The sequence below is a fragment of the Nonomuraea candida genome, assembly GCF_000725485.1.
Classification (GTDB): domain Bacteria; phylum Actinomycetota; class Actinomycetes; order Streptosporangiales; family Streptosporangiaceae; genus Nonomuraea; species Nonomuraea candida.
Map to the genome: position 1 here is coordinate 599,059 of NZ_KL647031.1, position 24,809 is coordinate 623,867.

The 24,809-nt window shown below is 72.7% G+C and carries 21 protein-coding genes; 12 read left to right on the forward strand and 9 right to left on the reverse strand.

The features are described 5' to 3' along the window. Positions 1 to 80: 80 nt before the first annotated feature. The 3 genes from IO39_RS46640 to IO39_RS51715 form a co-directional block, all read right to left on the reverse strand. A complete protein-coding gene (locus IO39_RS46640; protein WP_043639256.1) occupies positions 81 to 1,442 on the reverse strand; it encodes a phenylacetate--CoA ligase family protein in 1,362 nt (453 codons plus the stop codon). A 72-nt stretch (positions 1,443 to 1,514) separates the two neighbouring features. Beyond that, entirely contained in the window at positions 1,515 to 2,171 is a 657-nt protein-coding gene (locus IO39_RS46645) for a response regulator (protein ID WP_043639258.1), read from the reverse strand. Further along, positions 2,168 to 4,063: a histidine kinase gene (locus IO39_RS51715; RefSeq protein ID WP_157549887.1), complete on the reverse strand. Its 1,896-nt coding sequence runs from the start codon at positions 4,061 to 4,063 to the stop codon at positions 2,168 to 2,170. Before IO39_RS51715 ends, IO39_RS46645 begins: the two co-directional genes overlap by 4 nt. A 176-nt stretch (positions 4,064 to 4,239) precedes the next feature. Here IO39_RS51715 and lon point away from each other — a divergent pair, with 176 nt between their 5' ends. The 6 genes from lon to IO39_RS46680 all read left to right on the forward strand — a co-directional run bounded on the left by lon (position 4,240) and on the right by IO39_RS46680 (position 12,721). Next, positions 4,240 to 6,600 (forward strand): endopeptidase La, encoded by a 2,361-nt coding sequence (lon, locus tag IO39_RS46655; RefSeq protein WP_043639261.1) that lies wholly within the window; start codon positions 4,240 to 4,242, stop codon positions 6,598 to 6,600. A 607-nt stretch (positions 6,601 to 7,207) separates the two neighbouring features. Beyond that, the gene (locus IO39_RS46660) at positions 7,208 to 8,185 is read left to right on the forward strand and encodes a methionine ABC transporter ATP-binding protein (protein ID WP_052424245.1); all 978 of its coding nucleotides are present in this window, start codon (positions 7,208 to 7,210) and stop codon (positions 8,183 to 8,185) included. After that, complete coding sequence (locus IO39_RS46665; protein ID WP_043639264.1) at positions 8,182 to 8,838, forward strand: methionine ABC transporter permease; 657 nt, start codon at positions 8,182 to 8,184, stop codon at positions 8,836 to 8,838. Before IO39_RS46660 ends, IO39_RS46665 begins: the two co-directional genes overlap by 4 nt. Before the next feature lie 8 nt (positions 8,839 to 8,846). Continuing rightward, a complete protein-coding gene (locus IO39_RS46670) occupies positions 8,847 to 9,686 on the forward strand; it encodes a MetQ/NlpA family ABC transporter substrate-binding protein (RefSeq protein WP_043639267.1) in 840 nt (279 codons plus the stop codon). 100 nt (positions 9,687 to 9,786) lie between these two features. Then, entirely contained in the window at positions 9,787 to 11,316 is a 1,530-nt protein-coding gene (locus IO39_RS46675; RefSeq protein WP_043639269.1) for an AMP-binding protein, read from the forward strand. 160 nt (positions 11,317 to 11,476) lie between these two features. Continuing rightward, positions 11,477 to 12,721: a S1C family serine protease gene (locus IO39_RS46680; protein WP_043639272.1), complete on the forward strand. Its 1,245-nt coding sequence runs from the start codon at positions 11,477 to 11,479 to the stop codon at positions 12,719 to 12,721. Positions 12,722 to 12,907: 186 nt separating this feature from the next. Here the strand turns inward: IO39_RS46680 and cydC are convergent, their stop codons facing one another. The 4 genes from cydC to IO39_RS46700 are packed head-to-tail and all read right to left on the reverse strand — an operon-like array spanning position 12,908 to position 18,353. Beyond that, positions 12,908 to 14,605 carry a thiol reductant ABC exporter subunit CydC gene (gene cydC / locus IO39_RS46685; protein WP_043639275.1) on the reverse strand — a complete coding sequence of 566 codons (1,698 nt, stop codon included), beginning with the start codon at positions 14,603 to 14,605 and terminating at the stop codon, positions 12,908 to 12,910. After that, positions 14,602 to 16,401, reverse strand: a complete 1,800-nt coding sequence (gene cydD, locus IO39_RS46690; protein WP_084774656.1) for a thiol reductant ABC exporter subunit CydD — start codon at positions 16,399 to 16,401, stop codon at positions 14,602 to 14,604. The genes cydC and cydD overlap by 4 nt, the downstream gene beginning before the upstream one ends. A 6-nt stretch (positions 16,402 to 16,407) precedes the next feature. Next, complete coding sequence (locus IO39_RS46695) at positions 16,408 to 17,172, reverse strand: cytochrome d ubiquinol oxidase subunit II (RefSeq protein ID WP_043639278.1); 765 nt, start codon at positions 17,170 to 17,172, stop codon at positions 16,408 to 16,410. A gap of 11 nt (positions 17,173 to 17,183) precedes the next feature. After that, a complete protein-coding gene (locus tag IO39_RS46700; RefSeq protein ID WP_043639281.1) occupies positions 17,184 to 18,353 on the reverse strand; it encodes a cytochrome ubiquinol oxidase subunit I in 1,170 nt (389 codons plus the stop codon). 85 nt (positions 18,354 to 18,438) lie between these two features. Between IO39_RS46700 and IO39_RS46705 the strand changes: the two genes are divergently transcribed. Then, a complete protein-coding gene (locus IO39_RS46705; RefSeq protein ID WP_043639283.1) occupies positions 18,439 to 18,774 on the forward strand; it encodes a PadR family transcriptional regulator in 336 nt (111 codons plus the stop codon). Positions 18,775 to 18,912: 138 nt separating this feature from the next. Here IO39_RS46705 and IO39_RS46710 read toward each other — a convergent pair whose 3' ends face one another. After that, positions 18,913 to 19,590 carry a permease prefix domain 1-containing protein gene (locus IO39_RS46710; RefSeq protein WP_043639286.1) on the reverse strand — a complete coding sequence of 226 codons (678 nt, stop codon included), beginning with the start codon at positions 19,588 to 19,590 and terminating at the stop codon, positions 18,913 to 18,915. 101 nt (positions 19,591 to 19,691) lie between these two features. Here IO39_RS46710 and IO39_RS46715 point away from each other — a divergent pair, with 101 nt between their 5' ends. From IO39_RS46715 to IO39_RS46725, 3 genes are read left to right on the forward strand one after another with little or no spacing between them, the layout of a single operon-like run. Beyond that, positions 19,692 to 20,045, forward strand: a complete 354-nt coding sequence (locus IO39_RS46715; protein ID WP_043639289.1) for a VOC family protein — start codon at positions 19,692 to 19,694, stop codon at positions 20,043 to 20,045. Next, entirely contained in the window at positions 20,042 to 20,413 is a 372-nt protein-coding gene (locus IO39_RS46720) for an ArsR/SmtB family transcription factor (RefSeq protein ID WP_052424247.1), read from the forward strand. The genes IO39_RS46715 and IO39_RS46720 overlap by 4 nt, the downstream gene beginning before the upstream one ends. After that, entirely contained in the window at positions 20,406 to 20,858 is a 453-nt protein-coding gene (locus tag IO39_RS46725; protein ID WP_043639292.1) for an SRPBCC family protein, read from the forward strand. The genes IO39_RS46720 and IO39_RS46725 overlap by 8 nt, the downstream gene beginning before the upstream one ends. Positions 20,859 to 21,026: 168 nt before the next feature. On the opposite strand, the gene IO39_RS46730 is transcribed toward IO39_RS46725, so the two are convergent. Then, positions 21,027 to 22,286 (reverse strand): pentapeptide repeat-containing protein, encoded by a 1,260-nt coding sequence (locus IO39_RS46730; RefSeq protein WP_043639294.1) that lies wholly within the window; start codon positions 22,284 to 22,286, stop codon positions 21,027 to 21,029. A 105-nt stretch (positions 22,287 to 22,391) separates the two neighbouring features. Between IO39_RS46730 and IO39_RS46735 the strand changes: the two genes are divergently transcribed. Beyond that, on the forward strand, positions 22,392 to 24,128 hold the full coding sequence (locus IO39_RS46735) for an ExeM/NucH family extracellular endonuclease (RefSeq protein WP_043639297.1): 1,737 nt from the start codon (positions 22,392 to 22,394) through the stop codon (positions 24,126 to 24,128). A gap of 118 nt (positions 24,129 to 24,246) precedes the next feature. Continuing rightward, positions 24,247 to 24,621, forward strand: a complete 375-nt coding sequence (locus IO39_RS46740; protein ID WP_043639300.1) for a thioredoxin family protein — start codon at positions 24,247 to 24,249, stop codon at positions 24,619 to 24,621. The last annotated feature ends 188 nt before the right edge of the window (positions 24,622 to 24,809 follow it).

Sequence of the window (24,809 nt, forward strand, 5' to 3'; positions counted from 1 at the left end):
GACCGCCACGGGGAGACCGCCACGGAGGAACCGCCACAGGGGATCGCGGCCGGGGGACCGCCACGGGGAGTTCGCCGTGGCTAACGGGTGTAGCGGTGCTTGGCGCCCGGAGGGAAGTACTCCGGGTCGCCCGACTCGCGCAGCCGGATGAACGGCATCTGCCGCCCCGCCGGCACATAGGCCGCGAACTCGCTGTTCAGCCGCAGGAGCTGGGCCAGGATCGACGCGCCCACCGCCTGGGCGACCTCGTCGGAGGGCTTCTCGCCCGGCATCAGCTCCACCGTCACCGTCAGGTGCCGGTCGTGCCGCTGGTCCTCGGCCGCCTCCAGGACGAACTTCCCCGTCACCACCCCGCTCACCTCCGGCTGCTCCAGCCCGACCGCGATGTTCTCCGGGTAGACGTTCGCGCCGTAGTAGGAGACGGTGAAGTGGCTGCGGCCGAACACGTACACGAAGGGCCGCTCGGGTCCCTCCTGCCGGGTCTCGAAGCCGTGCCCGCGCACGAAGTCCAGCAGCTCCCGATACGCCAGCACCCCGCCCTCGTCGGCGATGTGGTAGCGGACGAGGGGCACGCCGTTGTCGCCCGAGAAGAGCAGCGTGCCCTGGTGCTCCTCGAAGAAGCGCACCCCCGGGTCGTACTGCACGAGCGTCGGCAGCCTGGACTCGCCGAACAGCTCCCTGGCCGGGCCGGGCCGCGCCGCCAGGAACCGGCGGAGCTCGACCGACAGCGCGGTCTCGTTGCCCAGGACGCCCGCATCGGCGGTGCCGTACAGGGAGGCGATGCCGCGTACCGGGTCGGCGATCCCGGCCCGCTCGGCGACCAGCGCGCGCCACTCCTCGCTGAACACCTCACCCGCCGTGACCAGCTTGACGTCCCAGTCGGCCCAGGGCAGGTCCTCGGTGTCGATGACGTTCTTCAGGAACGGCGGGTAGCCCAGGAGGACGACCTGGTCGAAGTACGGGGCCAGCTCGGGGAGCACCCGCAGGATCTCCCGCCGGTCGGTGCCGGGGGCGACCACCGTGATCGGGTAACCGCGTTCGGCCAGGTGGCGGCAGCAGTTGACGGTGAACAGGCCGCCCACCCAGGTGCCCAGGGCGAAGCAGACCACGGCCAGCGTACGGCGCCCGCGCGCGTCGAAGGAGTCCCTGAACACCTCCTCGAACCGGTCGGCGACCACCCTCTCGTCCGACACCGAACGCGGCCAGAACGCCGGCGCCCCCGTGGATCCCGAGGACACCGCGATCAGGTCCCCGATCACGCCATCCCTGCACAGGTCGGGGAGGGGATGACGGCGGGTGTAGGTGTCCTTGGTGGTCATCGGCAGCCGCGCGAAGTCGTCGAGCGTCACGACCGTCGCGGGGTCCACCCGATGCTCGGCGAGAAACCTGCGGTAGGCGGGCACGGTGGCCGCCACCTGATGGAAGAGCTCAACCGGGTCCATCCGCCGACTGTACGACGCCCACCCCCACACCGAAACGCCCCACCGGGCGATGACGGGTCGGAGGAGGGGTCTTCACTCGCCGGGGCGGACCAGGCCGTTCTCGTAGGCGTACACGATGGCCTGGGCGCGGTCGCGCAGCCCCAGCTTCATCAGCACCCGCCCCACGTGCGTCTTGACCGTCTGCTCGGCCACGAACAGCTTGTCCGCGATCTCCTGGTTGGACAGCGCCTGCGCCACCAGGACCAGCACCTCCGTCTCCCGCTCGGTCAGCTCGTCCAGCCGCCTGCCCGCCACCGTACGGGGCGCGCCGAGCCGGGCGAACTCGGTGATCAGCCGTTTCGTGATGGCCGGCGCGATGAGCGCCTCACCGGCGGCGACGACCCGCACGGCCTCGGCGAGCTGCGCGGCCGAGGCGTCCTTGAGCAGGAACCCGCTCGCCCCCGCCCGCAACGCCTCGTAGACGTAGTCGTCGAGGTCGAACGTCGTCAGGATCAGCACCTTCGCCGCGTCCTGGCGCGCCATCAGCTCCCTGGTCGCCTCCAGGCCGTTCATGACCGGCATGCGCACGTCCATGAGCACCACGTCGGGGCTCAGCGCGGCGGCCCGCTCGACCGCCTCCCGCCCGTTCGCCGCCTCGCCCACGACCTCGATGTCCGGCTGTCCACTCAGGAACACCGTGAATCCGGTGCGCACCATGCCCTGGTCATCGGCGATCAGAACCCGGATCAAACGCTCTCCCTCTCCGCGATCGGCAACCTCGCGTACACCTCGAACCCTCCACCCGCCACGGGCCCGGCGTCGAGCACGCCCCCGAGCAACGCCGCCCGCTCCCGCATCCCCACCAGCCCTTGCCCGCCACCCCGCCCGCCCGTTCCCGCCGCCGACCGCCCGCTCCCGCCCATCGTGCCGCTCCCGCCGGCCATGTCGCTCCGGCCCGCCATGTCGCTCCGGCTTGCCGTGTCGCTCCGGCCCGTCGTGCCGCTTCGGTCTGCCGTGCCGCTTCGGTCTGCCGTGCCGCTCCCGCCCGCCGTGCCGGTCGCGGACGCGGGGGCGGGGCCGTTGGCGATGCGCAGGTGCAGCTCGTCGCCCTGGCGGGCGATGTCCACCGCGACGGTCGCCCCGGCCGCGTGCCGCATCACGTTGGACAACGACTCCTGCACGATCCGGTACGCCGACAGCTCCACCGCCGACGGCAGCCCGCCGAGCGACCCGCTCCGCTTGACCAGCACGGCCAGCCCGGCGGCACGGGCGTTGGCGACCAGCTCGTCGATCCGGTCGAGCCCCGGCTGCGGCGCCGTGTCCGTGCGCCCCTGCGGATCGCGCAGCACCCCGAGCACCTGGCGCAGCTCGGCGATCGCCTCCAGCGACAGCCCCCGGATCTCCGCCAGGCCCGCCTCCAGCTGCGCCGCGTCGCCCGCCGCCTTGAGCGGCACCGCCTCGGCCTGGATCGCGATCACCGACATGTGGTGCGCCACCACGTCGTGCAGCTCGCGGGCGATGCGGGCCCGCTCCTCCAGCACCGCCTGCGCGGCCTCGGCCTGCTGGGTGCGCTGCTCCTCCTGCACCAGCCGGGCCGTGGCGCTGCGGCGTACGCGCACGTTGTAGCCGAACAGCACCGCGACCGACACGATGACGCCGGCGAGGAACATCGAGTCGGGGTGGATGATCCAGACGGTGAGGACCGTGAGCGCCCAGACGCCGAACGTGATCCGCCGGTCGCACCGGACCGCGACCGAGTAGATGGTGAGCAGGTACATCAGGACCGTCGCCGCGCCGTAGGGCGGGCTGCTCTGGTCGACGACGAGGGTCACCCACGTGACGACCGGCAGCAGCACCGCCGCGACCCGCCAGGCCGCCAGGGGCCACCGGTCGCGCAGCGCCACGGGCAGGGAGACGCCGATCGCGGTCAGGTAGACGAACAGGTCGGCGACCGGGCCGGGGGCCATCGGGTTGCGCGCGTGGACCAGGCCGACCGCGATGTTGCCCGCCATCGTCGAGGACACGGTGAGGCCGTAGAGGACGACGGCCAGGAGGAGGTCGGCCGCCTGGACCAGGGCGACGGACCGCACGGGCACCAGCACGCCGACCCAGCGCGGCACCGGGACCGTCAGACGCGGCGGGCCGGGCGGCGGGTCGGCGTCGCCCTGGAACAACGCCATCGCGAACGGCCGCACGGCCGCGTTCCCTGCCCGCCGCACCGCCCCCTCCCGCCACGTCTCTCTCAGCCGCTCAACCGGCCCTGCCGCCCGCACCGCCGCGCCACGCCGCGCCTCCCCGGACCCCTCGGCCGGCCCGTCCTGCCGTGCCGTCTCGTCGTGCCGGGCCTCTTCCAACCGCGCAACGGGCCCTTCCGGGCGTGCCGAGTCGTCGTGCGGCGTTGTCGCGCGTTCGTCGGCCGGCTCCGGCCGTCGCTCGCCCTTCGCCTCGTGCCCGGGCTTCGCGTCGCCACCGGGAGCGCGCGGTGTTCCGGTGGCACCTGGCCGGGCGGGGGGCTCGCCGGGGGAGGAGGGGGTGGCGGGCAGGTCGCCGGGCTCGGCGGGGGCGGTCGCCGGGGCGCTGCGCCACGGGCGCCACCGGCCGATCGCCTGGCCGAGCGAGCGGGCGCGCCGGACGAGGATCACCTGGTCAAGCTTAGGAGCGCCGCCCCGCCCCGTCGTCACACCAGGGTTTGATCCCGGCCTCACCCTCAGGTCCTGCTTACAACATTACGATCGCCGTGAGCGAACATCGGCAGGGAAGGGAACAGGACCCGGCTCCGATGAGTTGAGCCGGTATAACTCAACCCTTTGGAGTTCGCATGAGTGAGAGCTTGATCCTCCCGGTCCTGCCGCTGGACGACGAGGTCGTCCTGCCGGGCATGGTGGTTCCGCTGGACCTGTCCGACTCCGAGGTGCGCGCTGCCATCGACGCGGCCCGTGCATCCGGTGGCAACAAGCCACGGGTCCTCCTCGTTCCCCGGATTGACGGCCGTTATGGCGCCATCGGCGTCCAGGCCGTGGTCGAGCAGGTCGGGAGGCTGCCGGGCGGTGAGCCCGCGGCGGTGGTGCGCGGCGTCAACCGCGTCCGCGTGGGCACCGGCACGACCGGCCCCGGCGCCGCACTGTGGGTCGAGGCCGAGACGATCGACACCGTCGCCCCCGGCGAGCGCGCCCAGGAGCTGGCCAAGGAATACAAGGCGCTGGCCACCACCATCCTGCAGAAGCGCGGCGCCTGGCAGGTGGTCGACCAGGTCAACCAGATCGACGACCCCTCCGTGCTGGCCGACAGCTCCGGTTACACCCCGTGGCTGACCACGGCGCAGAAGGTCGAGCTGCTGGAGGAGGCCGACCCGGCCGAGCGGCTGGCCCGGCTGATCGAGTGGTCCCGCGACCACCTCGCCGAGCTCGACGTCGCCGAGACGATCCGCAAGGACGTCCAGGAGGGCATGGAGAAGCAGCAGCGCGAGTTCCTCCTGCGCCAGCAGCTCGCCGCCGTCCGCAAGGAGCTCAAGGAGCTCAACGGCGACTCCACCGAGAGCGAGGAGGAGGACTACCGGGCCCGCGTGGAGGCCGCTGACCTGCCGGAGAAGGTGCGCGAGGCCGCGCTCAAGGAGGTCGACAAGCTGGAGCGGACCCCCGACCAGTCCCCTGAGACCGGCTGGATCCGCACCTGGCTCGACACCGTCCTCGACATCCCGTGGAACGACCGCACCGAGGACAACTACGACATCACCGGCGCCCGCGCGGTGCTCGACGCCGACCACACCGGCCTCGACGACGTGAAGGACCGCATCATCGAGCACCTGGCCGTGCGCAAGCGCCGCCAGGACAAGGGCCTGGGCGTGGTGGGCGGCCGGCGCAGCGGCGCCGTGCTGGCCCTGGCCGGCCCTCCCGGAGTCGGCAAGACCTCGCTGGGCGAGTCCGTGGCCCGCGCGATGGGCCGCAAGTTCGTCCGCGTCGCGCTCGGCGGCGTGCGTGACGAGGCCGAGATCCGCGGCCACCGGCGCACCTACGTCGGGGCGCTGCCCGGCCGCATCGTCCGCGCCATCCGCGAGGCCGGCTCGATGAACCCGGTCGTGCTGCTCGACGAGATCGACAAGGTCGGCGCCGACTACCGGGGCGACCCGACGGCCGCCCTGCTGGAGGTGCTCGACCCGGCCCAGAACCACACGTTCCGCGACCACTACCTCGAGGTCGAGCTCGACCTGTCCGACGTGCTCTTCCTGGCCACGGCCAACGTCCTGGAGGCGATCCCCGGGCCGCTGCTCGACCGCATGGAGGTCGTCACGCTCGACGGCTACACCGAGGACGAGAAGGTCGCCATCGCCCGCGACCACCTGCTGCCCAGGCAGCTGGAGCTGGCGGGGCTGACCCCCGAGGAGGTCACGGTCGAGGACGCGGCGCTGCGCAGGCTGGCCGCCGAATACACCAGGGAGGCCGGCGTCCGCTCGCTGGAGCGGTCGGTCGCGCGGATCCTGCGCAAGGTGGCGGCCAAGGACGAGCTGCCGGTGACCGTGGGCGAGGGCGACCTGGTGGACTACATCGGGCGGCCCAGGTTCGTGCCGGAGTCGTCGCTGCCGGAGGCCAAGCAGCGCACCTCGGTGCCGGGCGTGGCCACGGGCCTGGCGGTGACCGGGGCGGGCGGCGACGTGCTCTACGTCGAGGCGTCCCTGGCCGACCCCGAGACCGGCGAGACGGGCCTGACGCTGACCGGCCAGCTCGGCGACGTGATGAAGGAGTCGGCCCGGATCGCGCTGTCCTACCTGCGCTCGCACGGCGCGGAGCTGGAGCTGCCGGTCACCGCGCTGAAGGACCGCTCGGTGCACGTGCACTTCCCGGCCGGCGCGGTGCCGAAGGACGGTCCCTCGGCCGGCGTGACGCTGACCACGGCGCTGGCCTCGCTGCTGTCCGGGCGGCTGGTCCGCGGTGACGTGGCCATGACCGGCGAGATCTCGCTGACCGGGCGCGTGCTGCCGATCGGCGGCGTCAAGCAGAAGCTGCTGGCGGCCCACCGGGCGGGCATCACGACCGTCCTCATCCCGGCCCGCAACGAGCCCGACCTGGACGACGTGCCTGAGGAGGTCCGCAACGAGCTGACCATCCACACCGTCAGCGACGTGCGCGAGGTCCTGGACATCGCGCTCACCCCGGCGAAGGTCGCCTCCTCCGTGGCGGCCTGACCCGGCCCCGGTGAAGGCGGCCTCCGCGGCCGCTTGACCCGGTCCCGGTGGGCGAAGGCGGCCTCCTCGGCCGCTTGGCCCGACTCCGGCGAAGGCGGCCTCCGTGGCCTCCTGACCCGCCCCGGCGACACCGCCCGGCGACACCGCCCGGCGACACCGCCCGGCGACACCGCCCCGCCGCACTCGGCCGAGTGCGGCGGGGCGGTCGTCTTTTCCCGCCCGCCCCGAGCCCGTGTCCCGGGCGCGGGGACGGCGCAAACGGGATGGGCGATCGCGGAAAGTGACGCAGATCACGAAACAGATCAGGAATAGCGGGATCTCCGGCCATTGTTAGCAACGGCGTGAACGAGGCATACGCGACAGGCCGCAGCGCCCCCAGGGACGCCGCGTGTCGCCGCATGCGTATGGGGCGAATGCCGGCCCGTTAGAAGCAACCCGTCCGCCCGTTCTCCTCGAAGGTCGTCATGATCGCACCAGGCTTCGTGCTGCGCAGGCTGAGCCACCTGCCGTTCCACCCCGGAACCCGCTGACCCCGGCCCCTCCTCTCTCCGGTGATGTACGTTCTCGCGGCCCCGCTGGCGGCCGCCCTCAGTCGTGGGGATTCTCCGTGATCCAGGCTTCAGGCCTGCGCAAGCAGTACGGCACGACCGTCGCACTCGACGGCGTCGACCTGCACGTGCGCGAAGGCGAGATCTACGGCGTGCTCGGCCAGAGCGGCGCCGGCAAGAGCACGCTCCTGCGCTGCGTCAACCTGCTCGAACGCCCCACCGCGGGCACCGTCACCGTCGCGGGCCAGGACCTGACCGCGCTCGGCGACCGCGAGCTGAACCGCGCCAGGCAGCGCATCGGCATGATCCACCAGCACTTCGCGCTGCTGTCCTCGCGCACGGTCGCGGGCAACGTGGCCTTCCCGCTGGAGGTCATGGGCGTGCCGAAGCGCGAGCGCGAGCGCCGCGTCGGCGAGCTGCTCGAACTCGTCGGCCTGCAAGGGCGCGGCAAGGACCGCCCCCACCAGCTCTCCGGCGGCCAGAAGCAGCGCGTCGGCATCGCCAGGGCGCTGGCCGGCAACCCGGCCGTGCTGCTGTCCGACGAGGCCACCTCGGCGCTCGACCCGGCCACCACGCAGTCGATCCTCGCCCTGCTCAAGCGGCTCAACGCCGAGCTGGGCCTGACGATCCTGCTCATCACCCACGAGATGAACGTGGTCAAGAGCGTCTGCGACTCCGTCGCCATCATGTCCGCCGGCCGCGTCGAGGAGTCGGGCGCCATCGCCGACCTCATCAAGACGCCCGGCTCCCGCCTGACCCGCGAGATCTTCCCGCTGCCCGAGCCCGCGCCGGCCGGTTCGGTGACCCTGACGTTCACCGGCGACCCGCGCCAGCCCGTGGTCTCGGAGGTGGTGCGGAAGTTCGACGTGGACCTCAGCATCCTGGGCGGCTCCATCGAGGACCTCGCCGGCGGCTCCGTGGGCCGCCTGCGGGTGGCGCTCGACGGCGCCGAGGCCGGCGCGGCGCTGGCGTACCTGCGCGGCACGGGGCTGATCGTCGAGGTGGCGGGGGAGACCCGGGAAGGCAGGGCCGCATGACCTGGGAAGAGATGCTGCCGCTGCTGTGGCCGGCCACGGTGGAGACCGCGCAGATGGTCGGCTGGGCCACGCTGTTCACCGCGGTGCTCGGGCTGCCGCTCGGGGTGGCGCTGGTGGTGTTCGACCGTGACGGGCTGCGGCCGCTGCCCGCGCTGAAGTCGGCGCTCGGGTTCGTGGTCAACATCGGGCGGTCGCTGCCGTTCATCGTGCTGATGATCGCGATCATCCCGTTCACCCGGCTCGTGGTCGGCACGACCATCGGGACGGCCGCGTTCGTGGTGCCGCTGACCGTCGGCGCGGTGCCGTTCTTCGCCCGGCTGGTCGAGACCGCGCTGCGGGAGGTCGGCCGGGACGTCGTGCAGGCCGCTCAGGCCATGGGCGCCAGTCGCACGGCCATCGTGCGCAAGGTGCTGCTGCCCGAGGCACTGCCGGGCCTGGTGGCGGGCCTCACCGTGACCGTGGTCGCGCTCGTCGGCTACTCCGCCATGGCCGGCACGCTCGGCGGCGGCGGGCTCGGCGACCTGGCCGTCCGCTACGGCTACCAGCGCTTCGAGACGCTCCTGATGATCGTGACGGTCGTTCTCCTGCTCGTGATCGTGCAACTCCTGCAGAGCCTGGGCGACTGGGTCGCTCGGCGCCTATCGCATAAGTAAGGAAAATCATGAAAATTCACCGCCTTGTGGGTGCCGTCGCGCTGGCTCTGTCGCTCGCCGCATGCGGTACGTCGCAGCCCGCCACCGGCGCCGAGACCGGCGCGAAGACCGCCGAGTCGGCCGACACCGTGCTGAAGGTCGGCGCCAGCCCCGTGCCGCACGCCGAGATCCTGAACTACGTCAAGGACAACCTGGCCCCGGCCGCCGGCCTCAAGCTGGAGGTCGTGGAGTTCACCGACTACGTGCAGCCGAACGTGCAGCTCCAGGAGGGCCAGCTCACGGCCAACTTCTTCCAGCACAAGCCGTACCTCGACGACTTCAACGCCAGCAAGGGCACCGAGCTGAGCTTCGTCACGCCGGTGCACCTGGAGCCGCTCGGCCTGTACTCCAAGAAGATCACCGACCTGGCGGCGCTGGCGAGCGGCGCCACCGTGGCCGTGCCGAACGACGCCACCAACCTGGGCCGCGCGCTCAAGCTGCTCGCCGACCACGGCGTGATCACGCTCAAGGAGGGCGCGGGCACCGCGGCCACCGAGCGCGACGTGACGGGCAACCCGAAGAAGCTGCAGTTCAAGCCCCTGGAGGCGGCGCAGCTCCCGCGCTCGCTGGAGGACGTGGACGCCGCGGTGATCAACGGCAACTACGCCATCGAGGCCGGTCTCAAGCCCGCCTCGCAGGCCCTGGTGCTGGAGAAGACCGCGGGCAACCCGTACGTCAACGGCCTGGTCGTCGCCGCCGGCCACGAGAAGGACGCCAACATCGTCACCCTCGGCAAGCTCCTGCGGGACCCGAAGGTCAAGGAGTTCATCGCGCAGAAGTACGAGGGCTCGGTCATCGCCGCCGAGTGACCCGCCCCGCCCCGCCGCGGCCCGGAACCGACGAGGGGCCGCGGCGGCGGCATGTCCGGGGTCCTGGCGCGGAGGTGGCCGGCAGAATATCGTTCGGTCCATGTATCCGGGAGCCATCGCAGCAGTCACCCCCGACAAGCCCGCTGTGATCATGGCGGGCTCCGGACAGGTCATCACCTATCGCGAACTGGACGAGGAGTCGAACCGGCTGGCCCACCTGTTCCGCGCCGCGGGGCTGCGGCCGGGCGACCACATCGCGTTCATGCTCGCCAACCACCCCCGCTTCCTCTCCGTCGCCTGGGCCGCGCACCGCTCGGGCCTGTACTACACCCCGATCAGCTCCCGGCTGCGGACCGAGGAGCTGGCCTACATCGTCGGCAACTGCGGCGCCCGGGTCTTCATCTCCAGCGCGGACCTGGCCGACGTCGCCACCTCGATCACCGCCGCCACCCCCGGCGTCGAGCTGCGGCTGATGATGGACGGCGTGGCCGAGGGCTTCGAGCCGTACGAGGAGGCGGTGGCCAAGCAGCCGGTCACGCCGGTCCGGGACGAGTGCACGGGCGCCGACATGCTCTACTCCTCGGGCACCACCGGCCGCCCCAAAGGCGTCAAGCTGGCCGCCGCGCACGGCCCGCTGGAGGAGCCAGGACTGCTGTTCAAGCTCATCCAGGGCCTGTTCGCGCCCTCGGCCGACAGCGTCTACCTCTCGCCCGCGCCGCTCTACCACGCCGCGCCGCTGCGCTACAGCCTGACGTTCCAGCGGCTCGGGGCCACGGTGGTGGTGATGGAGCGCTTCGACCCGGAGGAGTACCTGGCGCTGGTGGAGCGGTACCGGGTGACGCACTCGCAGCTCGTGCCGACGATGTTCATCAAGATGCTCAAGCTGCCGCCGGAAACCCGGGCAAAATACGATATTTCCTCGCTTCAGTGTGCGATCCACGCCGCCGCTCCCTGCCCCGTCCCCGTCAAGGAGCAGATGATCGACTGGTGGGGCCCGATCGTGCACGAGTACTACGCCGGCACCGAGGGCAACGGCTTCCTCTATGTCGGCCCCGGCGACTGGCTCCGGCACAAGGGCACGGTCGGCCGCTCGCTGCTCGGCGTCGTGCACATCTGCGACGAGAACGGCGCCGACCTGCCGCCGGGCGAGCACGGCACGATCTACTTCGAGAACGGCGGCCGCTTCGAGTATCACGGCGACCCCGACAAGACCCGCTCCGCCCAGGACCCGCTGGGCCGGGGCTGGACCACCCTCGGCGACATCGGCTACCTGGACGAGGACGGCTTCCTCTACCTCACCGACCGCCGCTCGTACATGATCATCTCCGGTGGCGTGAACATCTACCCGCAGGAGGCCGAGAACGTGCTGTCGGTGCACCCCAAGGTGGCCGACGTGGCGGTGTTCGGGGTGCCGGACGAGGAGATGGGCGAGCAGGTCAAGGCCGTGGTCGAGCCGGTGTCGATGGCGGAGGCGGGGCCGGACCTGGAGGCGGAGCTGATCGCGTACTGCCGCGAGCACCTGGCGCACTACAAGTGCCCCAGGTCGGTCGACTTCCGCGCCGAATTGCCCCGCCACCCGACCGGCAAGCTCTACAAGCGGCTCCTGCGCGACGAATACCGGCCCGCGTGACCGTAAAATCTTGGCAATTCCCCCCGCCGCGGCGACCCCGGTCCGACCTCGTCCGATAAGGCCGGCATCAGGGGTCGCCGGGTCCCCGGACCATTGCCTTAACCAGGTCTTACGTGGTTCTTGACACCCTTGGAGCATCGGGATTCGAGGGAGATGACAGATGAACGCGAACGAGCCTCACGAGCAGGGCCCCGAGGAGCGGGGCGCCGGTGGGTGGAGCCAGTTCGGAGCCACCCCGCCGGCCGCCGGGGGCTTCCCCCGGCGTGACCACACGCACCCCATGCCCCACCAGCGGCCCCCGGCCGATCCCGCGCCGCCCGCCGGGCAGCGGCCCGGCGTCGCGCGCAAGGCCGTCGCGGCGCTCGCGATGGCCGCCATGGCGGTCGGCGGCGGCGTCGTGGGGGCCGCCGTCGCCACCTCGTTCCAGCCCGTGCCCGTCGCCGTCGGCGCCGGCGACTCGCCCAGCCCCGTCTTCAAGTCGGCCTCCGACCAGCTCACCGTCGCCGAGGTCGCGGCGCGGGTGCAGCCGTCGGTCGTGATGATCCAGGGCAGGACCGGCGAGGGCTCCGGCGTCGTGCTCTCGGAGGACGGGCTCATCCTCACCAACAACCACGTCGTCGTCGGCGCGGGCCAGGGCGGCCAGATGAGCGTCAAGTTCAGCGACGGCAAGACGGCGAACGCCGGCATCGTCGGCACCGACCCCGCCACCGACCTCGCCGTCGTCCGGGCGGAGGGCGTCTCGGGGCTGACCAAGGCCACGCTCGGCGACAGCGACCGGCTCAAGGTGGGCGACCCGGTGCTCGCCATCGGCAGCCCGCTCGGCCTCGACGGGTCGGTCACGGCCGGCATCGTCAGCGCCCTGGACCGCACCCTCACCCTCGGCGACGAGCAGCGCCAGCTCCCGCCCGGCTGGGGCGGGCAGCAGAGCGCGCCCGCGACGATCGGCGGCGCCATCCAGACCGACGCCTCGATCAACCCCGGCAACTCCGGCGGCGCGCTGGTCAACGCCGCGGGCGAGCTGGTCGGCATCAACACCGCCATCGCCTCGCAGGCCGCGGGCGGCGGCGTCGGCTTCGCCATCCCGGTCAACACCGCCAGGCAGGTCGCCGAGCAGCTCATCAGCACCGGCAAGGTCAGCCACGCCTTCCTCGGCGTGAGCGTCACCGACGCGACCGGCGACGTGCCCGGGGCGCTGATCAGGCAGATCACCGCGGGAAGCCCGGCGGAGCAGGCCGGTCTGCGGCAGGGAGACCTGATCACCAAGATCGGCGACAAGCCGGTTGACGGAGGCGATACGGTTGTGGGGCAGGTCAGAGGTTTCAAACCGGGCCAAGAGGTCAAGATCACATATATGAGGGATGGCGCGACCCACGAGGTCGACGTCACCCTCATGGAGAACAAGTAACACAGACCCCCTCATGGACGGGTGTGCCGTTGAGATCGCTGCGGACTCGGCGGCACACCCCCCCATCCGAGGTCAGGAGAAACGGCGCCCCTCGTCGCGCCGGTAAGCCCCCGCCGCCGCGACCGTCCAGACGGCCAGCGCGTCCAGCCCCCGCCCCAGCCCTAGCAGCAGCCGCGGGCGGGGCCGTCAGCGGCGGGTGAGGACCTCCGACTCCCACAGGTCGCGGTAGTAGCCCGGCGTGGAGACCAGCTCGTCGTGGTGCCCCCGCTGGACGACGCGCCCCTCCTCCAGCACGATGACCTCGTCCACCAGCTCCAGCCCCTTGAGGCGGTGGGTCACGAGCAGGGTCGTGCGGTCACGGGTCACGTCGAGCAGGTCGCCCATCAGCCGGTCGGCCGTCTCCTCGTCGAGGGCCTCGGCGGGCTCGTCGAGCAGCAGCACGGGCGGGTCGTACAGCAGCGCCCTGGCCAGCGCCAGCCGCTGCAGCTGCCCGCCGGACACGGTCCTGCCGTCCTCGCCCAGCTCGGCGTCCCATCCGGTGCGCTCGACCCACTCCTCCAGCCGCGCGTCCCGCACGGCGCGCCGCAGGGCCTCGTCGTCGGCGCCGGGCCCGGCCAGGCGCAGGTTGTCGCGCAGGCTGGCACGGAAGATGTACGGGTCCTGCGTCAGGCCGGTCATCAGCGCCCGTACGTCGTCGCCGTCCAGGTCACGCAGGTCCACGCCGTTGACCCTGACCCGGCCGGACTCCGGCTCGACCAGCCGCATCAGGGCGGCCAGCAGCGTGCTCTTGCCCGCCCCGCTGGGGCCGACGATCGCCACCCGCCTGCCGGGCGTCAGCCGGAGCGACACCCCATCCAGCGCGGGCCGCCCGGCCCGCTCCTCGTGGGACGGGGCGGGGTGGCGCACCACGAGGTCGTCGATCTCGACGGTCAGCGGGGCCTCGGGGCGCGGCCCGGGCGCGGCGGGCTCCGTGACGGCCGGGGCGGAGGCGCGCACCTCGCGCAGCCGCCGGAGCGCGGCCGTGATGCCGGCCATCCGCTCGCCCGCCGCCGCCAGCGGCAGCACGGGCTCGAAGGCCACCAGGGACGTCAGCGCGAGCACGGCGGTGCCCACCGAGTCCGCGCCCGCGCCCTGGGCGAGCAGCACGACGCCCGCCACCGTCAGCCCCTGCACCAGCGTGCCCCCGGCCAGGGCGGCGGCGTGCACGCGGGCCTGGCGGCGCTCCAGGCCCGCCAGCGCCTCGCCGGCGGCCTGAGCCCTGGCCAGCGCCTCGTCGTCCGCGCCGTACGCGGCCAGGTCCGCCGAGCCGTGCACCAGGTCCGCCACCCGGCCCGCCAGCGCCGCCCGCGCCGGGGCGATCCTGGCCGACCAGCGGCGCGCCGCGGCCGCCGTGCCCATGGGCAGCAGCACCCCGGCCAGCACCAGCCCGGCCACCAGGACCAGCGCCGACACCGGCAGGATCGTCAGCCCGATGACGACCGCGGCCAGCCCGGCGATCGCCGCCGCGGCGGCGGGCAGCAGGCAGCGGACGAGCAGGTCCTGCACGGCGTCGGTGTCGTCCACCATCCGGCTCAGCAGGTCGGCGCCGCCGTGGCGGGGCCGCTGGGGCGGGATGAGGGCCTCGTACAGGCTTTCGCGGGTGCCGGCCTGGGCGCGCAGGGCCACGTCGTGGCCGGTCAGGCGTTCGGCGTAGCGGAAGACGCCCTTGCCGGTGGCGAACGCCCTGGTCGCCACGATCGCCACGCTCAGCGCGGCCAGGGGCGGCTGCTCGGCGGCCCGGGTGATCAGCCAGGCCGCGGCGGCGATGAGCCCGAGCCCGGCCAGGTCGGCCGCCGCTCCCGCCAGCACGGCCCAGAACAGCCGCGTGCCCATGCGCCGGTTCATCGCCCGCTCCCTTCCCGCCGCGCCGCCACCACGGTCCCCGCCCCGCTGTCGGAGGTCCGGCCCCGGGACGGCCGTGGCTCGCCCGCGCTCCCGTCAGGGGGCGGGGCTGGGGAGCGGAGGGTGTCGGAGACGACGCGGCCGCCGTGGATCCGGATCACCCGGTCGGCGAGGTCGATCATGGCCGGCCGGTGGGCGACGATGACGGCCGTGCGGTCCCGGGCCAGGTCGGCGGTGGCCGACACCACGGCGGCCTCGCTGCGGCCGTCCAGCCGGGCCGTGGGCTCGTCGAGGAGCAGCACCGAGGCGTCCGGGCGGCAGAAGGCCCGCGCCAGCGCGATCCGCTGCCGCTGGCCGGCCGACAGGTCGGCGCCGCGCTCGCCCAGCACCGTGTCGAACCCCTGGGGCAGTGCCTCGACGAAGTCCGCGTGCGCCGCCGCGGCGGCTGCCCGGATCTCCTCCATGGAGGCCGACGGCGAGCCGAGCCGCACGTTGTCGGCCACCGACGTGGCGAACAGGTGCGGCCGCTGGGCCACGAACGCCAGGCGCGCCCGCCAGCCTGCCAGGTCGAGGTCGCGCAGGTCCGTGCCGTCGACGAGGACCCGGCCCTCGGTGGGCTCGACGAAGCCGAGGATGAGGTGGAGCAGCGTGCTCTTGCCCCCGCCGCTCTCGCCGACCAGGGCGACCCGCTCGCGCGGGCCGATGGTGAGCGAGACGTTGTCCAGGGCGGCGCCGTCGCGGCCCGGATACCGTACGGTGACGTGTTCCAGGCGGATCTCCGGCGCCCCGCCGGTCTCCGGGGTCTCCGGGGTCTCCGGGGTCTCCACGGCCTCCGGGCGGCGGGCGGGCTCCCGGCGGGGCTCCTCGGCCGACCGGTCCAGCACGGCGAAGGCCGCGTCCGCGGCGGCGACCCCCTCCATGGAGGCGTGGAAGCGGGTCCCCATCGCCCGCAGCGGCAGGTACGCCTCCGGCGCCAGCAGCAGCACCAGCAGCGCCGTCGTCAGGTCCAGCGACCCCCCGAGCAGCCGCAGCCCGATCGGCACCGCCACCAGCGCCAGCGACAGCGACGCGCACAGCTCCAGCACCAGCGACGACAGGAACGCCACCCGCAACGTCCGCATGGTGGCGCCCCGGTGCGCGTCGGCGACCTGCCGGATCACGGTGGCCTGGTGGCGGGCCCGCCCGAACGCCCGCAGGGTGGGCAGACCGCGCACCACGTCCAGGAAGTGGCCGCCCAGCCGTGACAGCGCCTGGAACTGCCGCTCGGTGACCGCCTTCGTGGTCATCCCGACCAGCGCGCCGAAGACGGGAATGAGGGGCAGCGTGACCAGCACGATCACCGCGCTGGCCAGGTCGGCGGTGAAGAGCCGGACCAGCACGGCCACCGGCACCACCGCGGCGACCGCGATCGAGGGCAGGTAGCCGGTCAGGTAGTTGTCGAGCCCGTCCAGGCCGCGCCCGGCCAGCGTGACGAGCTCGCCGGAGCGGTGCGCGGCGAGCCGGGCGGGGCCCAGCTCGCGCAGCCGGCCCAGCAGGCGTTGCCGCAGCGCGGACTTCACGCCCGTCGCGGTACGCCCGGCGAAGACGCCCTGCGTCCACGCCAGCAGCGCCCGCACGCCGACCACCGCGGCCAGCACCGCCAGGGCGGCGGCGGTGAACCGGCCGGACAGCACGCCGGCCAGCAGTTCGGCCTGCACCAGCACGAGCAGCCCCGCCAGCACGGCGGCGGCCAGGGTGACGCCCAGGTGGCGGCGAACCGAGCGCTCGGCCCGCATGAGCGCGAGGAGATCCTTATGCACGAGGCCTCAGAAGAACGACGGGAGCCGGGAAGCGTCCTTCCCTGGCCGGAAAGTGCGCCATACCCATATTTGCGCGCCGACCATGATGGGTGCGACGGGCAACACCATGACACTCAGCACATTCAGCGTAGCCGGGGGCGCGCTGTGCTCCAGAAGGTACGGCGCCGCCCCCGCCAGCACCCCCAGCACGGGCAGCGCGGCCACCAGTCCCGACACCGCCAGCACCCGCCCCGACCTGGTGACGCCGAACAGGCCGGGCGTGCGCCAGCCCAGGAACGTCCAGCCGTGGAAGGCGAACAGCAGCGTGACGACCACGCCCAGCATGAGGCCGACCGGGTGCACGGGCGAGGCCGTGAAGCCGGTGGCGGCGGCGTACAGGGCCATGCCCCAGCCCACGGACAGGCCCAGGGAGCCGAACGCGATCGCCCCGTCCCACAGGCCCCGCCAGGCGGAGCCGTCGATCCTGCGCCGGAACCACAGCCCCGCGTCGCGCAGGACCCAGCACAGCAGCATGGCCACGACCAGCGGGTACAGCCCGAACAGGATCTCGCCCTCCAGCAGCGGGTAGACCCCGAACATGGTCCCGGCCACGGCGACCAGCCACACCTCGTTGGCCAGCACGTACGGCGCCATCGCGGCCACCATCCGGTCCCGGTTGAGCCGCGACCGGCCCAGCACCGGCAGCAGCAGCCCCACTCCTAGGTCGAACCCCTCCAGCGCGAAGTACCCGGTCAGCAGGACCGCGAAGACGACGAACCAGATCACTTCCATCTCGGCACTCCTCAGTAGCTCAGCGCGGGGGTACGCGGCTCGTCGGCGGCGGCCCCGAGCTGGACGGCGGACGGCCCCCGCCTGATCACCCGGACGATGAGGACGTAGTCGACGACCGCCAGCAGCCCCAGCACGGCGGTGAACCCGATGAGCGAGGCCGTGACCATGCCCGCGGTCAGTCCGGGTGACATCGCGTCGGCCACGGTGAGCCGCTCCCAGATCATCCAGGGCTGCCGGCCGATCTCCCTGGCCATCCAGCCCAGGATCGACAGGACGAACGGCAGCGGCGTCATCGCGATGAGGACCGGATGCGTCCAGCGCGCCCGGGGCAGGATCGCGATCATCGGCAGCATCACGAACAGCACGACGAGTCCCAGGAGCTGCCCGAACTGGATCATCAGCCCGAGCGCGATGCCGGCGGCGGGGTTGTGGCCGCCGAACTTGCCCTCGGGGACGGCGCCGAACTGGGCGTACCCGAAGGCCATGGTCACGACGATGCCGATGGCCGCGGTGACCACGCCGAGCCGCAGCGACCTGGCGAAGAAGGCGAACTCGGGGGCCCTGCGCCACAGCCGGTACGCGCTCGCGCCCACCAGCACCATCCCCCCGGTGAACAGCCCGGCTCCGACCACGTGGGGGAAGGAGAAGAGCAGGGCCTCGTTGGTGAGCAGCGCGGCGAAGTCGGTCAGGTGCATCCGCCCGCCGCTGACGACCGCGCCGGCCGGGTTCTGCAGGAACGAGTTGGCCACCATGATGAAGAAGGCGCTCGCGTACGCCGTCAGCGTCACCAGCCAGATGCAGGCCACGTGGGCCCACTTCGGCAGCCGCCCCCAGCCGAAGATCCACAGGCCCAGGAACGTGGACTCCAGGAAGAAGGCCACCAGCGTCTCCATGGCCAGCGGCGCGCCGAACACGTCGCCCGCGTAGTGCGACAGCCCGCTCCAGGCCAGGCCGAACTGGAACTCCATCACCAGCCCGGTGACGATGCCCAGCGCGTAGTTGATGACGTAGACCTGTCCCCAGAACCGCGTCATGCCCTCGTGCGGGGGCCCGCCCGAGAGCGCCCACCGGGTGTGCATGATCGCCACCAGCGGCGCCAGCCCGAGCGTGAGCACCACGAACAGGAAGTGCAGGCTGCCCGTCACCGCGAACTGCGTGCGCGCCAGATCGAGTACGTCCATCACCGCTCCGTTGTTATGTCTGTCTACATGTAGAACTCTATATGTAGACTGGCTACATGTGACGGAGGTGTTTAGGATCAGAGACATGAACCCGGACGCGCTGCGCGGTCACCTGGACGCGCTGTTGCTCTCAGTGCTCGAATGGGAGCCGCTGCACGGCTACGCCATCATGGAGGCGCTGCAGGAGCGCAGCGGGGGTGCGCTCACCGTGCCCACGGGCACCGTCTATCCGGCGCTGCGCCGGCTGGAGCGCATCGGTTACCTGTCGAGCGAGTGGGCCACGGTCGGCGGCCGCAAGCGCCGCACCTACCGGCTGACCGAATCGGGCAGGAAGCACCTCCAGGGGGAGCGGTCGGCCTGGCAGGAGTTCACCAGCGTGATCGGCGGCGTCCTGCGCCCCGAGGTCCGCGCCGAACACTGAGGAGGCCGCCCCGGCCCGCGCCCCGGAGGCTCGGGCGGCAGGCGACGGGCGGCAGGCGACGGGCGGCAGCGACGGGGGCCGGGGCCGGGTCATGACGGCGGGCGGGTCAGCCGGTGGTCGCCGGTGCATTCGGACCCGTCAGCCGGTGGCGACGGCGGGCGTCATCGCGCGCGTGACGCGCACGCACCGGACGGCGCCGTAGATCTGCATCCCCCAGGTGACCGAGGTCACCAGGTTGGCCAGCACGGTCGGCAGGACGTCCAGGGTGTGCGAGCCCGTCGCGCCATGCGACAGCAGCAGCGCCAGCCCGGCCGTGATCGGCAGCGCGGCCCACACCATCACGCCCAGCGACCTGGTCACCAGCCGCGGCCGGCGGATCCACCGGGCGCCCCGGCTCAGCGCGAACACCGCGAGCCCGCCGTACAGGCCGGTGCCGAGCTGGACGAGGTCGAGCAGCCGCGAGACGGGGACGTGCCACCACGGCGCGTCGAGCAGGGCCGCGTCGGTGGCCGGGTACATCCGCCACAACACCGACCACATCGCCACGGTGATCGGCACGCTGACGAACAGCAGCACCCCCATGCGCCGCCCCGCGGCGGCGGTCAGCTCGGCCTGGTAGCCGGGCGCGATCTCGGAGACCTCCCCGAACTCCGCCACCGCCACCCGCTCGGCCTCCGCCCGGTCCAGGCCGTCCGCCTCCAGCGCGTCGGCGGTGTCGAGCAGGCTGTCGCGGGCCTCGACGACGAGGTCGCGCTTGGGTCTCCGCGGGCCCCTGAGGGCGCCGTCGAGCTTCGCCACGTAGTCGTCGATGAGCATGGCTCAAGTCTAGGAGTGGTGATCTCGGGTCCTCATCCGGGAACACCCTGATTTCCTCCGGGGGTTGTTATGTAGGAAAAATCCTACATATAGTGGCTGACATGGTTATTTCCTCCATCCTCACGGTCACCGTGCCCGTCGCCGACCAGGAGCGGGCGCTCGGCTTCTACACCGGGGTGCTCGGCTTCGAGGTCCGCACCGACAACCCGTTCCCCATGGGCCGCTGGCTCACCGTCGCGCCCAAGGGCACGGACACCACGCTGCTGCTGGCCTCCTGGTTCCCCGGCATGGCGCCGATCGGCGGCCTGGTCGTGGGCGCGCCCGACCTCGACGCGCTGGCCGGCCGGCTGCGCGAGAACGACGTGCCCTTCGAGGGGCCGAGCGACGAGGCGTGGGGCCGCCAGCTGCTCTTCCACGACCCGTTCGGCAACGGCTTCGTGGTCAGCCAGACGTGACGGCCGACCACGTCTTCACCGCGCTGGCCAGCCCGGCCCGGCGCGAGCTGCTGCGCCTGCTGCGCGACGAGGGCGACCAGCCGGCCGGGCGGCTGGCTGAGCGGTTCGACATGAGCAGGCCCAGCGTGTCGGAACACCTGAAGGTGCTCAAGGACGCCGGGCTGGTGGCCGAGAGCCGCAAGGGCAGGGAGCGCCACTACCGCCTGGAGGCGGCGCCGCTCATGGAGCTGCGCGACTGGCTCGGCCCGTACGAACGGTTCTGGCGGGAGCGGCTCACCGCGCTCGGCGCGCTGCTCGACGAGATCGACGACGAAACGGACGAAAGGGATGGCGCAATGCGGAGCGAAGAGGGCGGCGACGATGGCTGACGACACCACCACCACCGAGGAGCGGCGGGCGATCAGGCTCGACCAGTTCGTCGCGCACCCGCCGGCCAAGGTGTGGCGGGCGCTCACCGAGCCGGAGCTGCTGGCCCGCTGGCTCATGCCCAACGACGGCTTCAAGGCCGAGGTGGGGCAGCGGTTCACGTTCACCACCAAGCCGAAGAAGCAGGTCGGCTTCGACGGGACCGTGCACTGCGAGGTGCTGGAGATCGAGCCGGAGAAGCTGCTGCGGATCAGCTGGGGCGCCCGCGGGCAGGGCGACTGGACCGTCACCTGGCGGCTGGAGCCCGAGGGCCGGGGCACCCGGATCTTTCTCGACCACGAGGGCTTCGACCCGGACGACGAGGTGCAGCAGCTCTCGCGGCGCATCATGGGCGGCGGCTGGCCACGCATCCTCGACACCATCGGCGCCATAGCCGCCGAACTCTGACCCCACCCCGCCCGTGCCCGCGCCCCCGCTCGCGCCCGCGCCCCCGCCTCCGACCGGGCCGGCGCGGGTGCGGAGGCGGGGCCGGTGCGGAGGCGCAGCGGTCGGCGGTGGCGGTCGGCGGTGGTCGAGGCGGAGGCGGGGCCGGGGCGGAGGCGGGACTGGTGGCGATCAGCGGTGGCGGTCGAGGCGGAGGGCGTACTCGTAGAGCAGCCAGGACAACGACAACCACCACCCGTGACCGGCCCGCCGGCGCACCACCAGGCTCGTGGAGGCGAAGTCGGCCGAGCCGGCGCGGTCGCCGGGCCGCGAGCCGGGATGGAGCGTCGCCGGCCGGCCGGGCGAGGCGCCCGGCTCCTCGGGGTCGGCCCGCCCGCGCAGCGGGTGCTCGTCGGCCGCCGAGCGCCGCCGCGAGAACCAGCGCAGCATCGGCCAGCGCAGGCTCATCCGCACCCCGCGCGAGGTGATCGCGAACGTGCAGTCCTTGACCCGCACCCCCGCCGGGTGGCTCAGCCCGGCGAACCGGCACGCCGACAGGTCCAGCCCGGACAGCCCCAGGCTGGCCGCCTCCACCTGGCGCAGCGACGTGAGCGTGGACCTGCCCCGGCCGGTCACGGTGGCCGGGCCGCGCAGCACCGCGCCCTCCAGGTCGGCCTGGGAGTCGGTCAGCCGCACGGTCGTGGGGCCCGCCACCTCCACGTGGCGCAGGTCCACGCCGCACCGCGCCACGGCCACGTCGAGCAGCCCGTCGGCGCGCGCCCTGGTGGCCGACAGGCGGCCGGTGGCCGACAGGTAGGCGTCGGCGGCGAAGTGCGCCGCCTCGAACCCGGCGTGCCCGCTGACCTTGCGGAAGGACAGCGTACGGCCGAAGCGCGCCCCCCTGAAGGCGGCGCCGTCACCGAGCCGGGCGCCGTCGAACGTGGCGTAGCCGTCGAACCTGGCCCGCTCGCACGACAGCCCGTGCCCGAAGACGGCCTGGCTGAACAGCGCGTCGCGCGCCATCACGGCCCGGTCGAGCGAGACGTGCCCGCGCACGGTGACGCCGTGGAAGGACAGCTCGCGGCCGAACCTGACCCCGGCCAGCGACACGTTGCCCTCGAAGCGCGCGCCGAAGAACGAGGCCAGCCGGTCGAACCGGGCGCCGTCGAGCGACACGTCGCCCGCGAACGTGACGCCCGCCAGCCGGACGTCGCCGGTGAACCTGGCCCGGTCGAGGCGGGTGCGGCCCGGCCGGCGGCCGGTCGCCTCCAGCACCATGGACAGCAGGTCGCTGGTGACGGTGATGCCGCGCAGGTCGAGCAGGCGGCCGGGGGAGAGCTCGGCCAGCGCGGCGCCGAGCTGTTCCGGGGCGAGGTGTGCCAGGCAGAGGCCGGACGGCCGGCGGGCGACTCCGGTGCAGGCAGCGGAATACGCGCAGGTGACCCAGTCCATGCATGGGTGATACCCGCAGCGGGCCATGTCAAGGTTCGACGATTTAATGTTCTATCCACTTTTGTGTGGAAATATGCGAGCTAAATTAGCTCTAAAGTGCCGGACATGCGCGCTTTATCCCGAGCAGCCCTGGCTGCCGTGCTTGTGGTGGCCTTCGCCGCGAGTCCCGCGGCCGCGGACCCGTCCGCCGGCCCCTCAGGCGACCTGTCCGGCGGCCTGTCCAGCGACCCTGCCGCCCCCTGCGACACCCCTGTCACCCACCGCGTCGCGCAGGTGCAGGGCGCCGGCGACGCGACCCCGCTGGCCGGCCGGACCGTGCGGGTCGAGGGCGTCGTGACCGCCGACTTCCAGCGGAGCGACCAGCTCAGCGGATTCTTCCTCCAGGACCCCCGGCCCGACTCCGACCCGCTGACCTCCGAGGGGCTGTTCGCGTACGCGCGCGACACCTTCAAGGACGTCAACGTCGGCGACCGGGTCCTGGTGACCGGCCGGGCCGTGGAGTACAACGGCTGGACCGAGCTGTCGCCCGTGACCGCCGTGGACGTCTGTGGTACCGGGAGCGTGGCGGCGCAGCCGTACCGGCTGCCGTCGGACGGCCTGGAGCCGGTCGAGAACATGCTGCTGACCTTCCCGCAGCCGCTGACCGTCAGCGACCACTACAACCTCGGCCGCTACGGCGAGGTCACGCTCTCCTCCCAGGGGCGGCTCTTCCAGCCGACCGACCGGCCGGGCGTGGACGCCGCACGCAACGCCCGCCGCTCCCTGCTCGTCGACGACGGCTCCAACCGGGAGAACCCCGCCGTCCTGCCGCCCATCGTGCGCGGCGGCGACGTGGCGCGCGGGGTGACGGGCGTGCTCGGGTACGGCTTCGGCAAGTACCGGCTGCAGCCCACCGAGCCCATCGACTACAAGGACGCCAACCCGCGCCCGCCCAGGCCGTTCCCGGTGATCGGCAACGTCAAGGTGGCCTCGTTCAACACCCTGAACTGGTTCACCACGCTCGGCTCCCGGGGCGCGGGCAACGCCGAGGAGCAGCGCCGCCAGCTCGCCAAGCTGGTGGCCGCGCTCAAGGGGATCGACGCCGACGCGGTCGCCCTCATGGAGGTCGAGAACAACGGCCAGACGGCGCTGCAGGCACTGGTGGACGCGGTCAACGCCGAGGTCGGGGCGGGCACGTACGCCGCGCTCGCGCACCCGTACCCCGGCACCGACGCCATCCAGGTCGGCCTGATCTACAAGCCCGCCAGGCTCACCCCGGTCGGCGCGCCGGCGGCGTCGGAGGACCCGGTGTTCAGCCGCCCGCCGCTGATCCAGACCTTCCGCCGCGCGGGCGGCGGCCAGCCGTTCACCCTGCTGGTCAACCACCTCAAGTCCAAGGGGAGCTGCCCGTCCGGCGGCCCCGACGCCGACCAGGGCGACGGCCAGAGCTGCTGGAACCCCACCCGCGTGGCCCAGGCCAAGGCCCTGCTCGGCCTCATCGAGGAGCGGGACCTGCCCGGCCCGATCGTGCTCGGCGACCTCAACGCCTACGGCGAGGAGGACCCCATCGGCACGCTGGAGGCCGGCGGGCTGACCAGCGTGACCAAGCGGTTCGTGCCCGCCCATCTGCGCTACAGCTACCTGTTCGACGGGCTCGCGGGCGAGCTCGACCACGCCATGGTCGGCCGGCAGCTGCTCAAGCGGGTGACGAGCGCGACGATCTGGCACATCAACGCCGACGAGCCGCGCGTCCGCGACTACAACCTCGAATACAACCCGCCCGGCCTCTACCGGCCGGACGCCTACCGCTCCTCCGACCACGACCCGCTGGTCATCGGACTGACCCTGCCCGGAGGACGCTGAACCCCCGCGGGCGCGGTCCTCACAACGGGCCGCGCCCGCCGCGGGAGCATGGAATGCTGGTGATGGGTACGTGGTTGAGACGGATGCCCTACTAGCGACGACGAGCGAGGAGCCACTTGTGGCGACTATCGAAGTAACAGAGAAGAACTTCAACGACATCGCCGACAAGGGGATCGTGCTGCTCGACTTCTGGGCAGAGTGGTGCCCGCCGTGCAAGAAGTTCGGGCCGATCTTCGAGCAGGCGTCGGACAAGCACGCGGACATCACCTTCGGCAAGATCGACACGGATGCCGAGCAGGGGCTCGCGCAGGGGTTCGACATCACCTCGATCCCCACGCTGATGGCCATCCGCGACGGCATCGTCGTCTTCGCCCAGGCCGGCGCCATTCCCGCGCCCGCGCTGGAGGACCTGATCCGGCAGGTCAAGGAGCTCGACATGGACGCCATCCGGGCCGAGCTCAGCGAGGAGCTGAAGAAGGCCCAGCAGAACTGACACCCGCGACCCGCCCCGTCCTCTTCCGGCGGGGCTTTCGCGTTCCCGGGGCCCCGCACGCGAGGCGCCGGTGACCGCGATCGGTCACCGGCACCTCTCAGGCGTCATGGCTCGCACGGCCAGCCGCCGGTGTCCGTGCTTGCGACTGTCCGTGCTTGCGGCCGGCACCGGCACCAGAGCTCGCGACC

What these genes read in the sequence shown, in the direction of transcription:
- IO39_RS46665 (WP_043639264.1), top strand. Translation starts at nt 8,182, where the DNA reads ATGACCTGGGAAGAGATGCTGCCGCTGCTGTGGCCGGCCACGGTGGAG.
- IO39_RS46725 (WP_043639292.1), top strand. Translation starts at nt 20,406, where the DNA reads ATGGCTGACGACACCACCACCACCGAGGAGCGGCGGGCGATCAGGCTC.
- IO39_RS46735 (WP_043639297.1), top strand. Translation starts at nt 22,392, where the DNA reads ATGCGCGCTTTATCCCGAGCAGCCCTGGCTGCCGTGCTTGTGGTGGCC.
- IO39_RS46670 (WP_043639267.1), top strand. Translation starts at nt 8,847, where the DNA reads ATGAAAATTCACCGCCTTGTGGGTGCCGTCGCGCTGGCTCTGTCGCTC.
- IO39_RS46675 (WP_043639269.1), top strand. Translation starts at nt 9,787, where the DNA reads ATGTATCCGGGAGCCATCGCAGCAGTCACCCCCGACAAGCCCGCTGTG.
- IO39_RS46640 (WP_043639256.1), bottom strand. Translation starts at nt 1,442, where the DNA reads ATGGACCCGGTTGAGCTCTTCCATCAGGTGGCGGCCACCGTGCCCGCC.
- IO39_RS46695 (WP_043639278.1), bottom strand. Translation starts at nt 17,172, where the DNA reads ATGGAAGTGATCTGGTTCGTCGTCTTCGCGGTCCTGCTGACCGGGTAC.
- lon (WP_043639261.1), top strand. Translation starts at nt 4,240, where the DNA reads ATGAGTGAGAGCTTGATCCTCCCGGTCCTGCCGCTGGACGACGAGGTC.
- cydC (WP_043639275.1), bottom strand. Translation starts at nt 14,605, where the DNA reads ATGAACCGGCGCATGGGCACGCGGCTGTTCTGGGCCGTGCTGGCGGGA.
- IO39_RS46680 (WP_043639272.1), top strand. Translation starts at nt 11,477, where the DNA reads ATGAACGCGAACGAGCCTCACGAGCAGGGCCCCGAGGAGCGGGGCGCC.
- IO39_RS46710 (WP_043639286.1), bottom strand. Translation starts at nt 19,590, where the DNA reads ATGCTCATCGACGACTACGTGGCGAAGCTCGACGGCGCCCTCAGGGGC.
- IO39_RS46705 (WP_043639283.1), top strand. Translation starts at nt 18,439, where the DNA reads ATGAACCCGGACGCGCTGCGCGGTCACCTGGACGCGCTGTTGCTCTCA.
- IO39_RS46715 (WP_043639289.1), top strand. Translation starts at nt 19,692, where the DNA reads ATGGTTATTTCCTCCATCCTCACGGTCACCGTGCCCGTCGCCGACCAG.
- IO39_RS46730 (WP_043639294.1), bottom strand. Translation starts at nt 22,286, where the DNA reads ATGGACTGGGTCACCTGCGCGTATTCCGCTGCCTGCACCGGAGTCGCC.
- IO39_RS46700 (WP_043639281.1), bottom strand. Translation starts at nt 18,353, where the DNA reads ATGGACGTACTCGATCTGGCGCGCACGCAGTTCGCGGTGACGGGCAGC.